Source organism: Paraburkholderia sp. EB58, assembly GCF_050436665.1.
Lineage (GTDB): Bacteria > Pseudomonadota > Gammaproteobacteria > Burkholderiales > Burkholderiaceae > Paraburkholderia.
Window position 1 is genome coordinate 15,157 of sequence record NZ_JBNDMQ010000013.1, and the last position, 21,013, is coordinate 36,169.

At 61.1% G+C, this 21,013-nt stretch carries 16 protein-coding genes and 1 pseudogene; 6 read left to right on the top strand and 11 right to left on the bottom strand.

The annotated features are described in order from the left end of the window. Nucleotide 1 precedes the first annotated feature (1 nt). Both P3T40_RS19955 and P3T40_RS19960 read right to left on the bottom strand, forming a co-directional pair. Nucleotides 2-1,561 carry a hypothetical protein gene (locus tag P3T40_RS19955; RefSeq protein WP_429269452.1) on the bottom strand — a complete coding sequence of 520 codons (1,560 nt, stop codon included), beginning with the start codon at nt 1,559-1,561 and terminating at the stop codon, nt 2-4. A 134-nt stretch (nt 1,562-1,695) separates the two neighbouring features. Continuing rightward, nucleotides 1,696-2,973 (bottom strand): transglutaminase domain-containing protein, encoded by a 1,278-nt coding sequence (locus tag P3T40_RS19960; RefSeq protein ID WP_429269453.1) that lies wholly within the window; start codon nt 2,971-2,973, stop codon nt 1,696-1,698. 711 nt (nt 2,974-3,684) lie between these two features. Between P3T40_RS19960 and P3T40_RS19965 the strand changes: the two are divergent. After that, nucleotides 3,685-4,817, top strand: a pseudogene (locus tag P3T40_RS19965) (porin). A 130-nt stretch (nt 4,818-4,947) separates the two neighbouring features. Here P3T40_RS19965 and P3T40_RS19970 read toward each other — a convergent pair. Beyond that, nucleotides 4,948-5,595 (bottom strand): LysE family translocator, encoded by a 648-nt coding sequence (locus P3T40_RS19970; protein ID WP_429269454.1) that lies wholly within the window; start codon nt 5,593-5,595, stop codon nt 4,948-4,950. Between the two features lie 103 nt (nt 5,596-5,698). Here P3T40_RS19970 and P3T40_RS19975 point away from each other — a divergent pair, with 103 nt between their 5' ends. After that, nucleotides 5,699-6,547, top strand: coding sequence for a LysR family transcriptional regulator (locus P3T40_RS19975; protein ID WP_429269455.1), 849 nt, complete (start codon nt 5,699-5,701; stop codon nt 6,545-6,547). Between the two features lie 143 nt (nt 6,548-6,690). Continuing rightward, entirely contained in the window at nt 6,691-7,224 is a 534-nt protein-coding gene (locus tag P3T40_RS19980) for a GNAT family N-acetyltransferase (protein ID WP_429269456.1), read from the top strand. 167 nt (nt 7,225-7,391) lie between these two features. Here P3T40_RS19980 and P3T40_RS19985 read toward each other — a convergent pair whose 3' ends face one another. The 3 genes from P3T40_RS19985 to P3T40_RS19995 form a co-directional block, all read right to left on the bottom strand. After that, on the bottom strand, nt 7,392-8,690 hold the full coding sequence (locus P3T40_RS19985) for a CynX/NimT family MFS transporter (RefSeq protein ID WP_429269457.1): 1,299 nt from the start codon (nt 8,688-8,690) through the stop codon (nt 7,392-7,394). Nucleotides 8,691-8,803: 113 nt separating this feature from the next. Next, nucleotides 8,804-9,274, bottom strand: coding sequence for a cyanase (gene cynS / locus P3T40_RS19990; RefSeq protein ID WP_429269458.1), 471 nt, complete (start codon nt 9,272-9,274; stop codon nt 8,804-8,806). Nucleotides 9,275-9,316: 42 nt separating this feature from the next. Beyond that, entirely contained in the window at nt 9,317-9,976 is a 660-nt protein-coding gene (locus P3T40_RS19995) for a carbonic anhydrase (RefSeq protein WP_429269459.1), read from the bottom strand. A 259-nt stretch (nt 9,977-10,235) separates the two neighbouring features. Between P3T40_RS19995 and P3T40_RS20000 the strand changes: the two genes are divergently transcribed. Further along, nucleotides 10,236-10,742 (top strand): N-acetyltransferase family protein, encoded by a 507-nt coding sequence (locus tag P3T40_RS20000; protein ID WP_429269460.1) that lies wholly within the window; start codon nt 10,236-10,238, stop codon nt 10,740-10,742. Between the two features lie 50 nt (nt 10,743-10,792). Then, a complete protein-coding gene (locus tag P3T40_RS20005) occupies nt 10,793-11,893 on the top strand; it encodes a threonine aldolase family protein (RefSeq protein ID WP_429269461.1) in 1,101 nt (366 codons plus the stop codon). A gap of 2 nt (nt 11,894-11,895) precedes the next feature. On the opposite strand, the gene P3T40_RS20010 is transcribed toward P3T40_RS20005, so the two are convergent. The 5 genes from P3T40_RS20010 to P3T40_RS20030 all read right to left on the bottom strand — a co-directional run bounded on the left by P3T40_RS20010 (nt 11,896) and on the right by P3T40_RS20030 (nt 19,852). Beyond that, nucleotides 11,896-12,381: a hypothetical protein gene (locus P3T40_RS20010; RefSeq protein ID WP_429269462.1), complete on the bottom strand. Its 486-nt coding sequence runs from the start codon at nt 12,379-12,381 to the stop codon at nt 11,896-11,898. A 73-nt stretch (nt 12,382-12,454) separates the two neighbouring features. Beyond that, a complete protein-coding gene (locus P3T40_RS20015; protein ID WP_429269463.1) occupies nt 12,455-13,717 on the bottom strand; it encodes an MFS transporter in 1,263 nt (420 codons plus the stop codon). Nucleotides 13,718-13,790: 73 nt separating this feature from the next. Beyond that, the gene (locus P3T40_RS20020) at nt 13,791-17,036 is read right to left on the bottom strand and encodes an efflux RND transporter permease subunit (protein WP_429269464.1); all 3,246 of its coding nucleotides are present in this window, start codon (nt 17,034-17,036) and stop codon (nt 13,791-13,793) included. Nucleotides 17,037-17,046: 10 nt separating this feature from the next. Further along, nucleotides 17,047-18,237 carry an efflux RND transporter periplasmic adaptor subunit gene (locus P3T40_RS20025; RefSeq protein ID WP_429269465.1) on the bottom strand — a complete coding sequence of 397 codons (1,191 nt, stop codon included), beginning with the start codon at nt 18,235-18,237 and terminating at the stop codon, nt 17,047-17,049. Nucleotides 18,238-18,325: 88 nt separating this feature from the next. Beyond that, complete coding sequence (locus P3T40_RS20030) at nt 18,326-19,852, bottom strand: efflux transporter outer membrane subunit (RefSeq protein WP_429269466.1); 1,527 nt, start codon at nt 19,850-19,852, stop codon at nt 18,326-18,328. Between the two features lie 247 nt (nt 19,853-20,099). Between P3T40_RS20030 and P3T40_RS20035 the strand changes: the two genes are divergently transcribed. Then, entirely contained in the window at nt 20,100-21,005 is a 906-nt protein-coding gene (locus P3T40_RS20035; protein ID WP_429269467.1) for a LysR family transcriptional regulator, read from the top strand. Nucleotides 21,006-21,013: the final 8 nt, after the last annotated feature.

The following is a 21,013-nucleotide window of genomic DNA, read 5'->3' on the forward strand; positions in this document are numbered from 1 at the left end:
CCTACATGCCGTTGGCCACCGTCTCGGCACCGGGGCCGGTAGTGTTGTGGATCGTGAGATCTGTCGTGCCGGTCGCGGCGCCCCCGTTCACGATCAGCTTGTCAGACGGCGAGCCGTCGGTGCCAAGATAGGTATTGAGCGTGATAGCGCCGGCCGAGCCCGTATAGCTGCCCGCAGTCACCGTTCTGTAACTTGTGGCCTGGGTGGGGTCGCCCGTCGGGGCCGCGAACAGGATAGTGCTCGCGTTGTTGGTCAGGGCAGTCATGTTGGAGTTGCCGGTGACCGTCCATTCGGTACCGTCGTGCAGCGTGACGGCAGTCGTGGCGCCGGCAGCGGTGGTGATCGCGCCGCTTAGCGTCGAGGCGCCCGCGTCGAAGGTGGTTGTCGACGGAGACCCGGTGGTACTGAGCAGGACACCGTTGTTGTCTGTGATAGTCGATCCGGCGACCGCAATGTTCGCGTTAGCACCGCTCACGTGCAGCGAGTCGGCGGTGGAGCTGACGGTCGTACCGTTGAGTTCAAGCGTATTGGTGGCGCCGGCCGCGCCATTGATCTGCACCCCGAACGTTCCGCTGCCCAACGCCGTAACCGTGCCGCCGGTAATGGCCAGCGTGCCACCGCCTTGCACGGTGCCGGCCGCTGACTGATTGGCCGTCAGGCTGATCGGTACGTTGACCGCCGTAATCGTTGCGCCCTGCGCCATTAAGGCGGTTTCGCCGCTGGTCCCGTTCAGCGTGACGGAACCGCCGCTCAACGCGATATCGCTATTGCCGGTGGACTTCACCGCAACGTTTCCGCCCGAGGCAGACACGCTGATAGCGACACCGTTGCCCGTGAACGTACTGCCGTTTTCCGACAGCACGGCGATGTTACCGCCGCCGGGAGACGACAGGCTCAGTGCGCCGCCTGTCAGGGCGATGTCTCCGCCGTTGTTGCTGTGCGCCACGTAATTTCCACCTCCGCCTGCCCCCGTCACGATGACGTTGGTGCCGGTAATCTGGCTGCCGGCGCCGTCGGCGAAAAGGCCCGTGCCGCCGCCACCGCCAGGTGAGAACGTGATGGTGGCGCTATTCAGGAAGGTGATGTGGCCGCCGGCGGTGGCGTGTGCTGCGGTGTTCCCGCCCCCGGAAGAAAGGGCGATGTTGAGGCTGTCCGCTGTGATCTGGCTAGACACCCCAGTCGCAAACAGGGCGACGAGGCCGCCGCCATTCAGGGCCGAAATGACCGATGGCCCGGCGACGCCAGTCTCCAGATTGACCGACGCTCCCCCCGATGCCGTCACGGCAACGCCGTATGGCACGGCTAAGGTCACACCGGCCGCGGTAGTGGTTCCGCTGCCCGTTGCGGTAATACGGTTGACGGGAGGGACGACGGTACAGGTCCCTCCGGTATTGGTGACACCACCCTGTCCGTCGGGGGCGCAAGCGGCGTGCACGGTGGAAACGCCGCCGGCCACCATGAACGCAGCGACTATCGTGCGCAATGCGCATCGAATGTCGCGCTGGATGAGATGACAATCGCCTTTCGCGAGCGTATCGACAAACACGTTGTCTCGCAGCATTTGTGTCTCCCCGACGAGGCCGGCACAACTTTAGTTTTGTCGACGACAGCCCTTTATGCAACCTTTGGTATGAATATTTATGCGGCAGGGACTCGGCGCACCTGAAGATGCGGGTGGAGGGCAATGGCGTGAGGTTAACCGGCCGTGCTGTTGCGCGCCTCGATCTGGCGCAGGTCCGGTTTGAGTGCGTCCGACAGCGGCGCGGCGCCGCCCGCATGGGTCAACTGCCACTTCGGAAAGACCCCCGATGAATCTACGCTCCACGACTGGCCTGCGCCGTCCGCGACGATCGCGTGCGCGCCGCGCAGTTTGGCGGCGGGCAGCCGGTGTTTGCCGACAGGCGCTTCGAGCTCGAATGACAGGCTGCCTTGCTCATTGAAGACAACGGCAAGCGGGCGCTCCGCCTGGCCGGACGCGGCGAGTGTCACGACCGCGGGCCCGGAGGGCGCACGCAGCACCGCGTAGGCGGGCTTGCGGCCAGCGAGGATCGCTGCGAGTAGCGCAGACGGGCCGGCAGGACCGGCTTGCGGATCGGACTGGCTGGTGGTATCGGCGGCGTCGTCCGTGTCGTCCGTGTCCGCGGGCGCTGCGTCGTCAGACGCCTCGCCGGTGCGCTTGCGCACGGGAGGCGCCGGCGAGTCGAGTGCGACCGGTGTGGCCATGCCATCGGTCTGCACGACGAGCATCACGTGCCAGTCGTCGGGCGTATTGTTGTAGCGCGGCGCGAGCGAGACGAGGCGCAATTGCGACGCGTCGAAGCCCGCTTCGCGCAGAAGCAGGTACTTGGCGACCGCAAAGTCTTTGCAGACGCCACTCTCGGCGAAGAAGCGCGCGGGCGGATAGTAGCTGCCGTCGGTGCCGTCGCGATAGTGGATTTCATTGATCAAGGCGTTGGCCAGCATCAGCGCGGTGTAATCGCCCGCCTTTGCGCGCGCGTCGTGTACCTGCGTCACGAGGCGGGTCCAGCCTGCGGGCTTGCGTTGCCGATGCGCGCGCATCGCGTCGCGCAGACGCTGCACACGCGACGCACCTTCGGCGGACGGTCCCGTTTCGCCTTCGAACAACGTCGCAACGAACATCAGGTCGCCGACCTGCGCAAGCTGAGGCCGCAGCTTGCGGTCCGCTTCCCACCACGTCGCGCTGCGCAGCCGGTCGATGCCGGGATCGAACCCATCCTGCGCCGCGTCGGAGGCGTTTTCCGGACTGGGTTCGGGTTGCGCGGCAGCCGGAGTGACCGCTGCTGCGGGCGGCGTGGACTCGACGGCCGCTACGACGGGACGAGCGATCGTGCCGCTCTGAATCGTCAGCGAAGACGGCTCTCTGCGCGATGGGCGGACGCTGTGGATCACCGCGATCGCAACCGCGAGCGCAACGATGCTGCACAGTAATCGACGATGCAATCGCCCGGACATACGATCCCCACAATTCGGCGAGTACGGACGCGCCGACCCGCTTCAAGATTGCCCGGGCTACTCCATAAGCCACCGCCGGGCGTTGCCCGGAACACTGCACATGACGTGCCAATCGCTAGCGTTAACGTGCAGGAAACTGACGGACAGACGGTGCGCGGCGCGCGCGCCGATTGTTCAGAGCGGTGACGTGGACCGTCAGGTGGCTGAATGGTGGCTCAAGGCCAACAGGTTGCAGCGTAATGTCGTTTGGGACGCGGCATGTGTTCGGCCGCGCACGGTGAGAAGCGATCGGGGGAGGGGGAGGGCGTTGGGGGGAGCGCGAATTCGCCGGCTTCGAAGTGCAGGTAAACCAGCCGCCGCGCATCGCGCCGCATTCAAGCAGGCAACCCAGCGAGTTAAAAATAACTGCCGGCGATTTAGAAATATTTAATTCATACGATTTAATTATTTCATGTTGCGCATGCACGACATTAGAAGACCAAGACAGGCCGCGCGTTCCTCGGCACGGCCCGCCGACTCGCGCTTCCAGCCAGATTGCGACAATTGTGAACATTCATTCCATTTATTGAAAATTACTCTTTCATTAATTTTTGAATACAAAATGCCATACTCCGTCCGCTTTCTTGGCGATCATGAAATATGTGTCAAGAAATCTTTCGATTAGCGAACGGGGTTTTAATGAAACTGAAGAATCTGGTCATTGCATCGGCGATGCTTTTCGCAGGTGTCGCTCATGCGCAAAGCAGCGTGACGCTTTACGGTCTCATCGACACGAGCATGGTGTACGTGAACAACGCAAAAAGTGCCACTAGCGGGCAAAACAGCAGCCAGTTCCTGGAGAACTCTGGCAGCCTGAGTACCTCGCGCTGGGGCCTGCGCGGGAAGAGGATCTTGGCGGTGGTCTGAGCGCCGTGTTCGACCTGGAGAACGGCTTCAACGCGGCCAATGGCACGTTCAAAAATGGCGGCGACCTGTTCGGCCGGCAAGCGTGGGTTGGTCTGAGCTCGAGCCAGTACGGTACGGTTACGCTCGGCCGTCAATACGATTTCGTGGTCGACTACGTCGCACCGATGAGCGCGACGGGTTCGGGCTGGGGCGGCAACCTTGCCTCCCACCCCTACGACAACGACAACCTCGACAACGACATGCGTCTGAACAACGCGGTCAAGTTCAGCAGCGTCTCGTACGGTGGCTTCAAGGCCGGCGCGATGTATGCGTTCTCCGGCCAGGCAGGCGGCGCCGGCAACAACAACGCGTACAGCCTGGGCGCCAGCTATGGGCACGGTCCGTTCAGCCTGGCGGCCGCGTATATCCAGATCAACCGCTCCACCGTCACGGCGAACGCGACCGGTGCGGTGAGCACGGGCGACGGCGATTATCTGACGGAGGGGGGCAAGCAACAGATTTACGCCGTCGGCGCCCACTATCAGTTCGGCGACAAGTCCTCCCTCAGCGCCGTCTACACCCATTCCGTCACCTACAACATTACTGGGCTTGACCTCGCGTCCAGCACCGTCACGGGTTCCTCCCTGAAGTTCGACAATTTCGAAATCAACGGTCGCTATTTCGTGCGGCCCGACTTCAGCCTTGGTCTTGCGTATACGTACACCATGGGTGCGCTTGCAGGCGCGGGTTCCAAGTCGGCGGATCCGCATTGGAATCAGTTTGTGGCGCAGGCCGATTATCTGTTTTCGCCGCGCACCGACGTGTACGTCGAAGCGGTCTATCAGCGTGTCGGCAGCACCAACGGCAACGCGGTGTTTAATGCTCAAGACTACAACATGACGGGATCTGCCGGTAACTCACAAGTCGTCGCCGCATTCGGCTTGCGTCATCGGTTCTGATAACGCGTCTAAGCTGCACTGCGTAGAACTTTAGACCGGTCTTGAAGGGCGCCGCCAAGCGTCCTTCAAGTCCCGGTGACTAAGCACCCGCGCCACGGTCGGCCGCTTTCGGGCTCGTTTGAAATGCAGCTCAATAGATACCTCCCAGCTTCAATGCGTCGATGGTCATGTGTGCGCCGAGGGCAAGCAAAATAACTCCCATAGTCCAGCGTTGAGCGACCAGAAATCTCGGGCGACTGGAGAGGAACGTCGCCATGCTGCCGGAGCAGATTGCCACGAAGCCATTGACCGATGCGAACGCGACAATCAGCGACGCACCGAGCACGAGCGATTGCCTGAGAACGCTGCCGTCCTGATAGTTGATGAATTGTGGCAGCAGTGACAGAAAGATCATCGCGAGCTTGGGATTCAACAGACTAGTCGTTGCGCCCATCGCGAAGAGCCGGTGAGGCTGTTCGCGAGGCAGATCGCGAACCTCCAGGGGAGAACGGCCACCCGGCTTCACAGCCTGCCACGCCAGATAGAACAGATACACAGCGCCCCCTGCGCCCAAAACGCTGCCTGCATAAGGCACACTCAGGAATAACGCCGTGATGCCGAACGCTGCCCCAAACATATAGAAGAGGTACCCGAGCATGACGCCCCCAAGCGATATCAGCCCGGCCGTGCGTCCTTGCGCGATCGAGCGCGACATTACGTAGACCATGTTCGGCCCGGGTGTCACAGCTAGCATTCCGCCGACCGCCAAAAATCCATAAATCGATTCCGTACCGTGCATTTTCGGGGTTCCCTTCAAGTGGTCGTTGTTAGTAGTATTGATTCGATGCATGCTCCAGTAAAACGAATTAAACTGAATCTATTATTCAGATTTTCTGACGAACGTGAAAAGACTCGATCTGGACGTGCTGGAAATGGTGGTGGCGGTCGCCGAGACTGGATCGTTTGCTCGCGGTGCGGAGACCGTGCATCGGTCGCCGTCGGCGGTGAGCATGCAGATCAAGGCGCTCGAAGAAGCGCTGGGAAAACCGCTCTTCGTGCGAAGCACCCGCAACGTAGCGATTACCACGGAAGGCAAGTCGCTTCTGGACTATGGCCGTCGAATGCTTGCGATGCGGGAGGAAGCATGGGCGTCGGTAGTTCGCCCCGAGATGAAGGGCCGCGTCACCATCGGCGTTCCTGACGACTACGCCTCATCGTTGCTGCCCCAGGTACTGGGAAAGTTCGCGGTGGCTCATCCGCGTGTCGAGATTCGGGTCATCGGCCTGCCCAGCAGTGAGCTCGGTCCATTGCTCAAAGACAATACGCTGGACCTGGCCTGCATCACGAAAACGAGGGGCATCGCGGGCGAATTCGTCCGGTTCGAACCGGTGGTGTGGGCCGGGTCGCCTGCAAGAAAAGTGTGGAAAGAGCGTCCGCTTCCAATCGCCGTTTTCGCACATGGCAGTGCTGCACGTGCCAATGCCATCAGCGCGCTTCAGCGGGAAAATATCAAATATCGGATGTCCTACGAAAGCCCGAGTCTGTTGGGCCTTATCAGCATGGTCGAAGCAGGGCTCGCGATAGCGCCACTCGCAAGATGCAGCGTACCGGGGCACCTGGTTCAGCTATCGCAGAACGAAGGGTTGCCGCCGCTGGATGAACTCGAAGTCGTCCTTGCCCGCAGTGGCCGGTCCGGCCGGCCGCCCTGTGATTTTCTCGCTGAACAGATTCTGGCTGAAATGAGGGGTTGAGGCGGTAGCTACGTCGATGGCGCTGACCGGCAGCGGTGAAGGCGTGGACCTTGGTGTAGCGGTCGATGCCAGGGACATTCGACATACGGTTCCAATTCGTCGACAATCGGTGAATATAAACAAACCTCGACGGAAGGCCGGAGATGCTGCTGCGGTCGACAGAAATTCATATTGAATCAACCCGACTCTCGATCAAACCGTTCTCGGCCAACGACGCGGATGCCACGTTCTCATGCATCACCCCTTCGCTCACTCGTCACATGGCGTGGGAGCCACCGGCATCCCGGCATGACTTCGATGGTGTTTGGCGATCTTGGATACCGTCTATAGAAGACGGGTCGGACTACGTATTCACGATACGGCAACGCACCGACAGGAGTTTCCTGGGATTGGCCGGACTCCACCGCGTACACACTGAGAGCCCGGAACTCGGTATCTGGATTCGTGAGGATCGTCATGGACATGGATTTGGCCGTGAAGCCGTCACTTTGATTGCTCACTGGGCAACGCAAACCATTGGCTGTGAAAGCTTTACCTACCCGGTTGCTGAAGAAAACAGCTCCAGTCGGCGTATCGCCGAATCGTTGGGCGGCGTCGTTGTGGAAAGCCGCGCGACGTCGAAGTACAAGTCCGTCGTATACCGAATTCCTCACCGACTAGCCACGAGCGACTTATGAGCGGCTCGGCCTTCAGGCTGACCTCCATCAGCGTTGTTCGATGCCTGCCCTTGTCCGCAGCCCATGAGTGCACGACGGCGCATGCGGGCAGGCGTTGGACAACGCTTAACGAACCGAGACCCTCATCGTTCGTCCCCCTTCGGGCAGGAACGAATCAATCAACTCAATCAATTGAAAGCTTGTCTAGGTGCGAGGAACGGCGTCAACACGAGCATTCCGAGCGCAACGACAAACAGAAGCCAAGCTGGAGCCTGAAAAGCGCCGGTTACGTCTCGCAGAGAGCCGACAAGCAAAGGCCCAGCGGCGGCAAGCAGATAACCGACGGTCATCACGAATGCATTCCACGTGTTGGCTTCGTCCGCGCTATGCGCGTTATCGAGCGGCAAGGTCATCCCGAGTGTGAAGCCGCCGCCCAAACCAAACGCTGCGATGGCAATCCACACGTGAGGCATCGATAACGGCGCCAAAGCTACCCCCAGAGTCCCGGCTCCTGAGAGCGCCGCACAGACCGCCAGCCACCCGCGACGGTCATGCGCCCGGCTCAACAAACCGAACACCGGGATCGCAACCGTGAACGCCACCGTGTACGTTGCAAGCACGAAACCTGCGGATGCGGCGGACAGGCCATGCTCCCGATACATTGGTGAAGTCCAGGCCAACAACGCGAAGAAAAGGAAGTTGTCGCAGGCAAAAAACAGTGCCGCCAGCCAGGCTGTCCGGTTCATCAGCGGCAGTCGTGCAGCCTTTACGGTCTTGGCTGAAGCCTGTGCAAGCTCCCGCCTTTCCCAGATGAGGATGGCAAGCGCCGCGAAAATTGCAATCAGCGCGACAGGGCTCCAGATACCTGTTCCAACCCGCCACCCGCTTGATCCGTCTGCGCGAGCAAACGCGGCAATCGCGCCGGTCGCCGCCGCGGAGATCGTGGTACTGCCCGCGAGTGCGGTCGCATAGATGCTCATCATCATCGCGACCTTCGTCGGAAACCTGGCCTTGATAATTCCGGCGAACAGCGTTCCCGTTATCGCGATTCCGGCTCCCACACCCGCTGTAGTCAGCAGCAGCGTCGCTACGTCCGATACGAATGACCGCGCCATCATCGAAACAAACAGCAGCACGAGAGACGCAACCAGCACCCCATTTCTTCCAAATCGCCGGGCCAGCCATGGGGCCGGCAGTGCCAACAGCCCCATCAGCAGCGTCGGGATGGTCGTCAGCAACGAGGCTGTAGCGTGCGAAAGTGAAAACTCCTGACTGATGATCGGCAAGACCGGACCAATCGAAGCGATGCCTGGTCGAAGTGCCATCGCAATGACGACCATCGCAACAACCAGCCATGTTGCTTTGCTCTTCTCAGCCGATTTCGCGTGAATAATCTCGACATCACGAATCGCAGTCACAGAACCATTCGGCATGATGGCGTCGTAGCCGTAGTCTGGATTCCTTAATGGCGCTGCGGTATCTTTCATATAAAAACCTGGTCAAAATCGGCAAAGCTTGAGGACTACAGATCATCACGTCAAAACACAACCCGAATAGATACCGCGGGAGCCATTCACCCACGAACGGCTCCCCATCTTGCTCAGAACGGCTTGGTCGGCAGATATTTACCGTTGAGTGTAATGACGGCACGCTTGCCGCCTTCGGGATCGTCGATTACCTGAATGTCCAACTTGAAGTTAATGGCGCTGATGATGCCGTCGCCGAGTTTTTCGTGGACCAGTGCCTTCAGCGTCGAACCGTAGATCTGCACCATTTCATAGAACCGGTAGATCGTCGGATCGGTCGGCACGCCGCCCGGAATGCTGCCGCGTAGCGGAATGGTTTGAAGCAGTCGAACCGCGTCTTCGTCGAGTTCGAGCTTGTCGGCTACGACCTTCGCGGCGTCGGCGGGCAGCGGATGCTGGCCGAGCAGCGCCGCAGTGACGAAGGCGAGGCTCAAGCCAGTGCCTTCGTTGATCTGCTCGAACGTCAGATTCTTGCGAATCTTCGTGTCGATGATCGCGTCGGTCAGGGCTTCGCGGCGGGCTTGGCTATGTTGCGATTGCGTCATGATGATGCTCCTTAAGAGGGAATGAAGTCGAAAAACACAGGGTCAGGCAGCGAGATTCAGTCGAGCCGGGGTTGCACAGGCATGCGGATGTTCCGCGAGAGAAACGAAGCGGTTTGTCGTGCCGTCGAGCGTATCGATCGAGCCGGTTTCGATGTCGTACACCCAGCCGTGCAGAGCCAGACGCCCCTGTTCGAGTGCGAGTCGCACGGAAGGATGAGTTTTGATGTTGGCGAGTTGGGCGATCACGTTTTCGCGGACCATCGAATCGACCCGGTCGCGTTCACTCTTGTGCTCGCGCGCCTCGTTGACGACTTTCGCGGAATCCGCGTAATGCAGCCAGTTGCGCACGGCCGGCATATGGTCCATGCACTTGCAGGTGGCAATCGCCGTCATTGCGCCACAATCGGAGTGCCCGCAGATCACGACGTCGGTGACGCCGAGCGCGGCGACCGCATATTCGACCGTGGCGGTCACGCCGCCCGGCTCTGGCCCGTACGACGGCACGATGTTGCCGGCGTTGCGGATCACGAAGAGGTCCCCCGGCTCGCGCTGCGTAACGAGTTCCGGTACGAGCCGGCTGTCCGAGCAGGAAATGAACAGGGTGCTCGGGTGCTGGCTCGTGGCCAGCTGCTTGAAAAGTTCGGAGCGCTGCGGAAACGCTTCGCGCTGGAACTTCAGGAAACCATCGATGATTTCTTGCATGTTTCGCTCCATCTGGGTGTTGGTTGAGAACCGATGGACGAAGAATGCGCCGGTTAAACTATAGCGTCCAAGACTGGTTTACGATCATATCTATAGGAGATACCAATAGTTTGGATGTACCCATGCTACCGCGATATATTCGCGGCGAACGCTGCCGCAAGATGGCTTCGATGAAACCGAGCGCGTGGTCTTCTTCCGAAAGCGGTTCATATAGGCCGGTTAAGAATTCACGAATCCCTGTTCAACGGAGATACGAGCGATGATCTCGAAAGGCATCCGCAGAGCAATTGCAGAGGATGTACCGGTGCTTACACAGATCCGGAACGATGCACATGCAAAGAAGGTGGCGCACTGCGATTATGCGTGGGGCAAGGAAGGAGACGGATTCTCCGAAAGATGGGTGCTAAACAATGTCTCTCAGAAAGAGGTGTATGTCGCTGAGCTGGGTGGCACTCTGGTCGGAACGTTTTCGCTCGATCTAGACGATGAAACGCACTGGGGACCTCAAGAACCGATCGCCGGTTATGTGCATGGGCTTTGCGTGCGGAAAGACTTTAACGGACGGGGACTTGGCAGCTTCATGCTTGATTGGTGCGCTAACAAGGTGAGCGGCCTGAACCGGCGTTTTCTTCGACTCGACTGCGCGTCCCACAACACGAAACTATGCGCCTACTACGAGTCGCTTGGCTTTGTTCGCGTAGGACTGTACTCGGAGCCAGAACCCGGCGGCTATGTCTGGTCACTGTACGAGAAATCGGCTGACTAACCGTTTAGACTACGATTCGATTCCAACTTCAAACACAACCAACGCTGAACATGCTATCTGCCAACGATCGTAAGCTCTTACGCCGCAACTGCTCGCACCAGGTGCCCGGTTTTGTCGAGCCCGCCCCCGCAACGCTCTTTCGACGAATGGCCGACTGGTGCGAAGAGAACGGCGTCGAACATGATCGTTATGGCGAAGGCGATCTGATTGAACACTTCGAGCAGAAAATCGCAGCTTTGCTGGGAAAGCCGGCCGCTATTTTCCTGCCAAGCGGAACGATGGCGCAACTCATCGCCGTGCGGATCTGGACCGAGCGCCGGCAAGCTGGGCGTTTTGGTCTCCACGTCACGTCCCATCTGGAACATCACGAAGCGCAGGCTTATCAAGCACTCTTGCGGTTGCAGGGCGTAAAAGTCGGGCAGCCTTTCAGGCCCATACTGGCTCACGATGTTACAACCCTCGCTGAACCCATGGGCTGCCTGATCGTCGAACTTCCTATGCGTGAGATCGGCGGACGTTTGCCGGACTGGGAAGAGCTGCAATCGCTGAAGGCGGCTTCCCAGGCATGTGGCCTTCCGCTGCATATGGATGGCGCCAGACTTTGGGAATCCCGTGCCTTTTTCGGTCGCTCATATGCGGAAATAGCGGATGGTTTCGACTCGGTTTACGTTTCGCTCTATAAGGGAGTCGGTGGGATCGCAGGGGCGGTTCTCGCGGGTAGCGACGACTTCGTCGCGGCGGCAAAGCTCTGGCGTCAACGAATGGGCGGCAGACTCGTTACACAAAGCCCAATGCTGATCTCCGCGGCAATGAATTTCGATACCCGCCTCGCGATGATGGACCAGCTATACGCCAGGACACTGACCTTTGCGGAAAGCTTGAACGGCATAGAGGGAATACGGACGCTCCCGGGCAAGCCGCAAGTCAATATGCTTCATGTTTTCTTCGACGGAAGCGTCGACGCACTTAACGCCCAACGTGATGCCATTGCTTCAACCGACGGTTGGTGGCTGTTTCATGCAGTCAGAGAGTCTGGTGTGCCGGGTTGGAGTCTGGCCGAGATTTACGTTGGAGACGGCTTGCTTTCCCTTGCGGACGGGCAGGTTGTGCAGATGTTCGAGCGGCTGATGACAGCAGTTCGCCGATCGTGACTTCACAGGCGCGCGCGGAGTTCCATCTGCGCGCGGGTCACAACGACCTTGCAGGCGAGCACGCGTTCGATCAGCGCGTCGCATATCGGATCAACTCGGTCTCGCTCCGAGGCGTATCGTTTAGCGATCCCTTGGCCTTGCTCTGCAGCCGATCGAAGATGCCCGATGTGAACTGCAATCACGTGGTCGGTAAAGTCCCAAACGGGAAACGCAGCCAACGTCTGGCGGGTCTGCTCCCACTCACGGTCCACACCATATTCTGTGTGACCCGGCAAATTGGCGTTGGACTCAAAGGCAGTCTTCAAGTCGTCGAGCCGTCCGGACATGCGAGCGCAGACTCCCAAAATAATCCGCATCTGCGCTCGACGCCGCCGTCGTTCGACGAATAGTCCATGTGCGAAAGGTACGAGCGCGGCGGCAGTGATGGCAAGCATCCCGCCACCTGCCTGAGCAAGCTGCAACCAGTCACCGCGATGGAACGAGTTCATGCGTGGAATCCCTATCTGATCTTTGACACTCACTTGCGTTGTGCCTGTTGTCACACGCTCCCTGGCGACAGAATCAGGCTTCGCCCAGCGGCTCCGGGCCGAGTTCCGCTGCGGCCGGCGCCGGCATCTTATCTGCCGCTGCCTTCACGCGGCCCACCCACAACACGGCCATCATCGTCACCGCTACCGCGACCCAGCCGACCGTCCCATAGCCGGCAATCTGCCCGCTCGCCGTATTGGTCAGCATCAGACCGCCAAGCCATGCGCCGCACCCAGTCCCGAGTGCTTGCAGCGCGCTATTGGCGCTGAGAAATGCGCCGCGCCGGGAGGACTCGGGCACCGTGGTCAGCAAAGCCTGCATCGGCACCATCCGCCCCGACATCGCCACCATAAAGAACGGGAAGAACAGCACGACGGCCACGAACGGCAGGTCGGGCAGGTGGGTCACGAACAGCACCGGCAGCATGGACAGCAGGGCGGCGACGCGAAACACCCGGTGCTTGCCGTGGCGGTCAGCGAGGCGGCCGATGGCACGCGAGGTAAAGAACGTCGCGAGGCCGCCCGCCATATACATCCACGACAGATGCGCGGGCGGCACACCATGGTTGAGGACCAGCATCGGCGCGATAAACGGAATCACCAGCATATGCGACACCATGATCATGAAGGTGAGGGCAAACGCATTCAGATGGCGCGGATTGCCAAGCAGGCGCATGAGGTCGGACAACACGCGGCGCAACGGCGGTGGCCGGTGGCTCAGGTGTCCGGCGAGCGACGGCACGACCAGCGAGCCGCCAAACCAGATCAGCACGGAGAGCACCACCAGCAGCACGAACGGCGCCGCCCAGTTGAAGTGTGCCCCGAGCAGCACGCCAGCCGGCACGCCGGCAATCGCGGCCAGCGAGAACGCGGTCATGATGGTGCCGGTGGCTGCGCCGCGCCGTTGGACCGGAATCACGTCGCCGACAATTGCCATGATCACCGAGCCCAGAACGCCGCCGGTGATGCCGGCAAACGCACGCGCCGCGAGCAGCAGCGGATAGCTGCTGGCCAGCGCACAGCCCAGATTGGACAGCGCGAACAGCGCATAGACTGTCAGGAGCAGCTTGCGCCGGTCGAAACAGTCAATGTAGGTGGCGGCGAACAGGCCCGAGAGTCCCGAGCACCACGAATAGGCCGACACCGCGGTCGCGAAGGCGGCCGGCGCAATGCCGAAGCTATGCATGATCTGCGGGCCCAACGGCATCATGATCATGAAGTCCATGATGATGGTGAACTGCGTTAGCGCGAGCAGCCAGAGTAGGTACTGTTCGTGCCGGGTGCGGATGGAATACATTGGCAAGATCCGTGAGAAGGAAAAAGCCAGCCGTAAGGCTGGCTGCACGCACGATGCAGGTTGGGATTCCTGATCAAGCGTTGGTCAGCGGTTCGGCGTCGTCCTCATCCACGTGCCGGAGTGTGATCTCGTCGAGCTTGTCGCCGAGCAGGCGTCGAACCGTGACGTAGAACACCGGTATCAGCAGCAGTCCGAAGATTGTCGCGAACGCCATCCCGCCGATTACGCCAGTGCCGATTTCGTGCCGCGACGCTGCACCCGCGCCGCTCGATGTCACGAGGGGCAGGGCGCCGAGGATGAAGGCGAGCGACGTCATCAGGATGGGTCGGAACCGTAGTCGGGCTGCGGTGACGACGGCCTCGAACAGGGTCATTCCTTGTGCCTGCCCGTCAATCGCGAACTCGACGATCAGGATCGCGTTCTTCGCCGCCAGCCCGATCACCGTGACCATGCCGATCTTGAAGTAGATGTCGTTCGGCATATGAAACACGTAACAGAACGCAGCCATCCCGAGCAGACCGAGCGGCACCGCCAGCAGCACCGCGATCGGCACCGACCAGCTTTCGTACAGTGCCGCGAGGCACAGGAACACGACGATGATCGACAGCACCATCAGCACATTGGCCGAATTCCCAGCGAGGACTTCCTGATAGGACTGTCCGGTCCAGTCGGAAGCGTAGCCCGCCGGCAACTTGTCGACCAGGCTTTGCAGGATCTGCATCGCCTCGCCGGTCGAGTGTCCAGCCGCCGGCGTCCCGACGATTTCCACCGCCGAGTAGCCGTTGAAGCGCGGCAGCGCCTGCGGGCCGACATTCCACTTCGCTTTCACGACGCTCGAGAGCGGCACCATGTTGTACGGGCTGATCGCGTTGTTGCCGGCTGAAGGATCCACCGGGCTCGGCGCGCCGCCGGCCGAGACTCCCGTGGCGCTGCCGCTATCAGCCGTCTTGCTCGTTAAGCCGCTCGGGGTGTACATGTGCTCCAGCGCGTCGAGCCCCATGCGGTACGGTGCGTCGGCCTGCATGAATACGCGTTTCACCCGGCCTCCATACGTAAATTCGTTCACGTAGACCGGGGCGAGGTCCATTTGAATCGTGTTGTACACGTCGGTCAGGGACAGGCCCATGGTCTGCGCCTGAACGCGATCGACCGACAGCTTGAGCTGGGCTGCCTGCGGCAGCGAGTTCGGCCGGATGCCGAACAGCCTCGGGTCGTGGTTCGCTTGCGTGAGCAGTTGAGCCTGCGCCTGCGCGAGCTGATCGCGCGGCTGTCCCGCGCGTGCCTGCAGGTACATGTCGACACCGGAGAACTGGCTCAGGCCGCGAATGGTCGGCAAGTTGGTCACGAAGATTTGCGCATCGTGAATGCCGTGAAGCAGCTTGTTCGCCTGCGGGATCAGTTGCATCGCGCTCTGGGAGCGTTTGCTCCAGTCGGTGAGCTTGATGAAGATCATGCCGACGTTCTCGCTCTGGCCCACGAAGCTGTAGCCTTCGACGGCAAAGGTGCCGGCGATGTTCTTGCCGAGCGGACTATGCGTGAGCGTATCGGTGACCTTCGTCATGAGCGCGTCGGTACGCGAAAGGGATGTACCTGACGGCATGTTCACAATCGCGAGCATGAAGCCCTGATCCTCGTCCGGAACGAACGACGTCGGCAGATGCGAATACAGCACGCCGGCGAGCGCCGCAAGCGTGACGAACACGGCCATCCAGCGAGGCACACGCCGTACGGCATGACGGACCTGGCCAACGTAGCTGTCGCCGATCCGGTCGAAGCCCCGATTGAACCAGCGGAACACGACGTTTTCGCTGGCGTGATGCGAAGGCTTCAGAAGCGATGCACACAACGCCGGCGTGAACGACAGCGCGAGAAACGCTGAAAACACCATCGATACCGCGATCGTCAGCGCGAACTGCGAATAGATGATGCCGCTCGCGCCCGGTTGCAGCGCGGACGGGACAAACACAGCAGCGAGCACGACCGTAATCGCGATGATCGCGCCGGAGATCTGGCGCATCGCCTTGCGCGTCGCCTGTTTTGGGCTCAAACCCTCCTCGCGCATGAGGCGTTCGACGTTCTCGATTACGACGATCGCGTCATCGACGACAATCCCGATTGCGAGCACCATGCCGAACAAGTCGAGCTGATTCAGCGTGAAGTGCAGCGCCGACAATCCGATCATCGTGCCGAGCAGTGCCACCGGAATCACCAGCGTCGGAATGATGGTCGCGCGGATGTTCTGCAGGAAGATCAGCATCACGACGAATACGACGGCAATCGCCGCGATCAGCGTATGCACGATGTCCGTGATAGACGCGGTGATGAACGGCGTCGTGTCGTACATCACGTGCCACGTGACGCCCGGCGGGAAGTCGCGCTGGAGCACGTCCATCTTGTCCTTGACGGCCTTGCCGACGTCGAGCGCATTCGCGCCCGGCAGCAGGAATACGCCCAGGCCGCCGGCTGGCTTGCCGTTATACCTGGCAGCCGTGCCGTAGCTTTGCGCACCGAAGTCGATCCGCGCGACGTCGCCCAGACGTACCACGCTGCCGTCGTTGCTCGTACGCAGGATGATGTCGTGAAACTGCTGGATCGACGTGAACAGTGTGTCGCCGGAGACCGTTGCGGTGAAAACCTGGCCCTTGACGGGCGGATCCGCGCCGAGCGAACCGGTCGCGAACTCGGCATTCTGCGCCTTGATTGCGTTCAGTACCTGCGACGTCGACATACCGTAGCCCTGCAACTTGTCCGGATCGAGCCAGATGCGCACTGCGTACTCGGAACCGAGCATGAACGTGTTGCCGACGCCGTTGACGCGACCGATCACCGGCTGGATTTGCGATGCGATGATGTCGGACAGGCGCGCGGTGTCGACGGACGGGTTGGTCGATTCCAGTCCAACGAACATCAGGATATCGGGACTCGCTTTCGCGACCACGACGCCTTCCTGGGTGACCTCGGAGGGCAGCAGCGGCTGTGCGAGCGCGACCTTGTTCTGCACCTGCACTTCCGCGATGTCTGGGTTCGTTCCGGTGGAGAAGCTCAGCGTGATCGTCGCCGTGCCGTTCGAGTTCGAGACCGAATTGAAGTACAGCAGATTGTCGATGCCGGTGAGCTGCTGCTCGATCACCTGCGTGACGGTCGATTCCATCGTGGCCGCATTGGCGCCGGGATAGGTCGCGGTGATCGTGACCTGCGGGGGTGCGATGTCCGGATACGAGTCGATCCCGAGGCGTGTGAGCGAGATCGCACCGAACAGGCAGATCAGGATCGGGATCACCCACGCGAACACGGGCCTGTCGATAAAGAAACGTGGCATGCGGTGACTCCTACGACCTGTTTCCGGCAAGCGGACTGGATGATGGGTGGGCGGCACCGGCCTGCGACAGTCTCGTGCCCTCGTTGGGGGCGGCCGCGGGCGTCGCCGAGACAAGCAGCCCTTCATGGACCCCCTGCATGCCCGACACGATCACGCGATCGCCAGGCGACAGTCCCTTTGTGACGATCCAGTCTTGCGCGTAACTGTCGTTCGCATCGACGTCTTTGCGGAGCACCTTGCCGTCCTGGTCGACGACCATCGCGTACGGACCGGCGGTGTCGCGCGCGATCGCCTGTTGCGGAATTGCGTATACGTCGTTGCGCTGGCCGAGATCGACATTCAGCGACACGTACATACCCGGCAGCAGCTGATGCTGGGGATTCGGCACCCGCGCGCGAAGATTGACTGCGCCGGTGGTGGCGTTTACCGCAACGTCCGAGAAGTCGAGCGTGCCAGGTTGATCGTATGGCGTGCCGTCGGGCAGCAAGACCTGCACCGTGGTCTTGTCCTGCTTCGCGAGCGCGACGTTGCCGGCTTGCTGAGCCTTGCGCAGCGCGATCAGGTCGGCGGCGCTGATTGTGAAGTTCACGTAGACAGGATCGATCTGCTCGACGGTGGTGAGCAGTGTTCCGATAGAGCCAGCGTCGGTGGTGCTGTTGCCGACGACCGCGCCTGCCGTCACCTGTTGCTGCCCGGCGATGCCGGCGATCGGCGAGCTCACCTTCGTATAGCTGAGATTCACGCGCGCGCCATCGACCGCGGCCTTGTCCGCCTCTACTTTCGCTGCCGCGCTACGTTCGACTGCGTCGGCATCGTCGACCGCCTGTTGCGATACGGAACCGATCGGCAGTAGCCTGTGATAGCGCTCGGCGTTCACGCGATCGTTCGTGTAGGTCGCCTGATCTTGCGCGAGCGTCGCGAGGTCGTTGTTCAGCACCGTCTGGTACCACGCCGGATCGATCTCAAACATCACCTGACCGGTCTTCACCTCACTGCCTTCCGTATAGAGGCGTTTCAGTAGCACGCCGGAGACGCGCGCGGTGACGTTCGCGCTGTAATACGCGGACAACCGTCCGACGAGCTTGCGGGTGAGCGGAACGTCCTGCGGTTGCGCTTCCAGCACGCCGACCTGGGGCGGCGGCGGGGCCGGTGGCGGATCGCTCTTTGCGCAACCGAACAGCGCCGCGGCGCCGATGGACATGAGAGAGGTGCGAAGGAGCAGTGACTTCATGTGGATGAGAGCTTGCAAGAAGGAGGGAAGAGGAGAAGCGAGCGGTCGGGAGATTCGCTTAGCGACCATTGCCGGGCGATGACGCGACGCTGGCGGGGGCTTCGTTTGCATCGTTCCATTGCCAGCCGCCGCCCAGGTTTCTGATCAACGCAACACTGGCGAGCGTCAGTGCCGCCTGGGTGTCCGAAAGATTCTGCTGGGCGAGCAGCAGCGTGAGCTGCTGGGTCAGCAGGTTCTGCTCGCTTGCGGTGCCGAACTCGTACTGTGCGTGCTGGCTGTCGAAGAGCTGCCTGTTGCGCCGGTAGATCTCACCGAACGCCTGGGACTGCTGAGCCAGATGGTTCCACGACGACAGGCTGTCTTCGACGTTCTGGAACGCGCTCAGTACCGTCTGCCGATACGCGGCGACGCTTTCGTCATAGGTCGCGCGCGCTTCGTGCACGGCGGCAGTGCGTGCGCCGCCGTCGAAGATGGTCGCAGCGAGATCGGGGCCGAGTGTCCAGAAACGGTTCGGTACGGAGAACAGGTTCGCGAGCGCGTTGTGCTGGAATCCCCCCTGCGCTGACAACGTCAGCGTGGGGAAGAACGCGGCCTCGGCGGCGCCGATCTTCGCATTCGCTGCCGCGGCGTTGCGCTCCGCGCTGACGACGTCGTAACGCCGTTCGAGCAGTTGCGAGGGTAATGCCAGCGGCACGGTGGGCGTCATGAACGAATAGTTCGATACGGGTGCGATCGAGAAGCTGGCAGGTGGCACCCCGGTCAGCACCGCGAGCGCGTGCTCAAAATGCTCGCGCGAGATCTTCGTGGCCTGGAGGTCGGCAATCACCAGTTCGAGGTTGTCCTGCGCGGTGAGTACCCTGTCGTTCGACGCCTCGCCCTGCGCGTAACCTGCGTGCACCATGTCCAGGATGCGCGCGTCGATCTGCTGCTGCTGTTCAAGCAGACCGATATCGACATCGCTCTGGCGCAGTCCGAAGTAGTCGGTCGCGACGCTCGCCGCTATCGACAGGCGAACGCCCGCAAGCTGCGCAGTGCTTCCCTGCGCGCTCGCCTTGCTCGACTCGACCTGCCGGCGAATGCCACCCCACAGATCGAGCTCCCAGCTCGCGGCCAGGTCCGCCGAAACGAAGTTGTGCACGCCGGGCTGCAACGATGCGCCCGATGCGGTGCCCGTACCGGCCGCTCCCGCACCGGACCGGGCGCCCGAGATGCCTGCGCCGATGAAGGGAAACAGGCTCGCCACGTTCGAGTCCACGTCGGCCTGCGCGAGCCGCCAGGCGGCTTCGGCCTGCGCAATCACCGGATTCGCCTTCTGCGCCTGCTCGACCAGATGCGCCAACGTCGTGTCGCTGTATTCGAGCCACCATGTGCTCGACAGCGAAGCCTGCGGATTCGCGTTCGCGCGTTGCCAGTCCACGCCTTCTTTGAAGCTCTCGGGAATGTCGACTGCAACCTTCTTGTAGTTCGGTCCCACCGCGCACCCGGCGATGCAGAACGCCGCCGCAGCGGTGCAGCACCATCGCAGCGCGTTTCGATTCAATCGGGAACGAACGGCATCGCCCCCGGCAGTGACAGAGAGATTCATTCCGGATCCTGCGGAGGAGAGCGGGTTGTCGATGATGGCGATACTTCCGGACGTGATCGTGATGTTTCGGCAAGCACAGCGGCAGCGAAATTGCCGCCGCGCATGCCCGTTGGATTCCGAGGTCACGAACGCCCGCGAATAGTGGTCTAATCTGGCTGTTTCGAAATCGAAGGTAGCTTAGAGCGCCTTCCACCCGACCACTAGACAGCCTGGATGGGCGGGACTCATCCAGATTTGTGAGGAATGTATGCTTGACCTGAACGAAATCTATTTCTTCGTCGAGGTCGTTCAGGCCGGAAGTTTCGCCGAAGCCGCGCGACGCCTCGGGATGCCTGCGAACACGATCAGCCGCTACATTCAGCAACTCGAAAGTGATCTGAAGAGCCGGTTGATCCTTCGGACGACGAGGAAATTGACGCTGACCGCAGTCGGGCAAACGTTTTACGAGCAGTGCGCGAAGAACGTACGGGAGCTCGTGCAAGCGGGGCAGCAAGCTGCCGACACGCATCCGGAACCGGTTGGACCGCTGCGCGTCGCCCTGAACAACGATTTCTTCGACATTGTTCCGGACTCATGGGTCACGGAGTTTCTCTCGAGCTACCCGGGCGTCACGCTCGAATTCGTCGTCGACAATGCCTACCTTGACCTGACGGCGAGCGGCGTCGATCTCGCATTGCGTCGCGAGTCGATGCTGGACGAAAATGCGACGCGCCGCGTTCTGCGTGCGGCGCGCAGGCGGCTCGTTGCGTCACCTGAATATATCGGGGCCCGCGGCATGCCGACGAGCCTCGATGAACTCAGCCAGCACGATTGCCTCCTGATTTCCCGCGACTTTGGACCGAGCACGTGGTATCTGAACGGCCCGGATGGACGTATCGGGGTTCAGGTGCAGGGTCGCCTGCAGTCCAGTACCTCCCGCCCGGTCAGGCAGGCGGCGGTCGCAGGCCTCGGCATCGCTTTCCTGTTTGACCTCATCGCGAAGCGGGATATCGAGGCCGGGCGTCTTGTTCCAGTGCTCGACCAGTATCGATCGGACGCAACGAACTTCTGCGCCGTCTTCCCCAACCATCGGCACATCAGGCGGGTCGCGACGATTTTCGTGGACGCGGTCCAGGACAAGCTCGCCGAGATGGCCGCGCCAAGTGGATCTTGAAGTTCTGA

What these genes read in the sequence shown, in the direction of transcription:
- P3T40_RS19985 (WP_429269457.1), bottom strand. Translation starts at nt 8,690, where the DNA reads ATGAAAGATACCGCAGCGCCATTAAGGAATCCAGACTACGGCTACGAC.
- P3T40_RS20015 (WP_429269463.1), bottom strand. Translation starts at nt 13,717, where the DNA reads ATGTATTCCATCCGCACCCGGCACGAACAGTACCTACTCTGGCTGCTC.
- P3T40_RS20030 (WP_429269466.1), bottom strand. Translation starts at nt 19,852, where the DNA reads ATGAATCTCTCTGTCACTGCCGGGGGCGATGCCGTTCGTTCCCGATTG.
- P3T40_RS20025 (WP_429269465.1), bottom strand. Translation starts at nt 18,237, where the DNA reads ATGTCCATCGGCGCCGCGGCGCTGTTCGGTTGCGCAAAGAGCGATCCG.
- P3T40_RS19995 (WP_429269459.1), bottom strand. Translation starts at nt 9,976, where the DNA reads ATGCAAGAAATCATCGATGGTTTCCTGAAGTTCCAGCGCGAAGCGTTT.
- P3T40_RS20035 (WP_429269467.1), top strand. Translation starts at nt 20,100, where the DNA reads ATGCTTGACCTGAACGAAATCTATTTCTTCGTCGAGGTCGTTCAGGCC.
- P3T40_RS19960 (WP_429269453.1), bottom strand. Translation starts at nt 2,973, where the DNA reads ATGTCCGGGCGATTGCATCGTCGATTACTGTGCAGCATCGTTGCGCTC.
- P3T40_RS20000 (WP_429269460.1), top strand. Translation starts at nt 10,236, where the DNA reads ATGATCTCGAAAGGCATCCGCAGAGCAATTGCAGAGGATGTACCGGTG.
- P3T40_RS19980 (WP_429269456.1), top strand. Translation starts at nt 6,691, where the DNA reads ATGCTGCTGCGGTCGACAGAAATTCATATTGAATCAACCCGACTCTCG.
- P3T40_RS20005 (WP_429269461.1), top strand. Translation starts at nt 10,793, where the DNA reads ATGCTATCTGCCAACGATCGTAAGCTCTTACGCCGCAACTGCTCGCAC.
- P3T40_RS20010 (WP_429269462.1), bottom strand. Translation starts at nt 12,381, where the DNA reads ATGAACTCGTTCCATCGCGGTGACTGGTTGCAGCTTGCTCAGGCAGGT.
- P3T40_RS19970 (WP_429269454.1), bottom strand. Translation starts at nt 5,595, where the DNA reads ATGCACGGTACGGAATCGATTTATGGATTTTTGGCGGTCGGCGGAATG.
- cynS (WP_429269458.1), bottom strand. Translation starts at nt 9,274, where the DNA reads ATGACGCAATCGCAACATAGCCAAGCCCGCCGCGAAGCCCTGACCGAC.
- P3T40_RS19955 (WP_429269452.1), bottom strand. Translation starts at nt 1,561, where the DNA reads ATGCTGCGAGACAACGTGTTTGTCGATACGCTCGCGAAAGGCGATTGT.
- P3T40_RS20020 (WP_429269464.1), bottom strand. Translation starts at nt 17,036, where the DNA reads ATGCCACGTTTCTTTATCGACAGGCCCGTGTTCGCGTGGGTGATCCCG.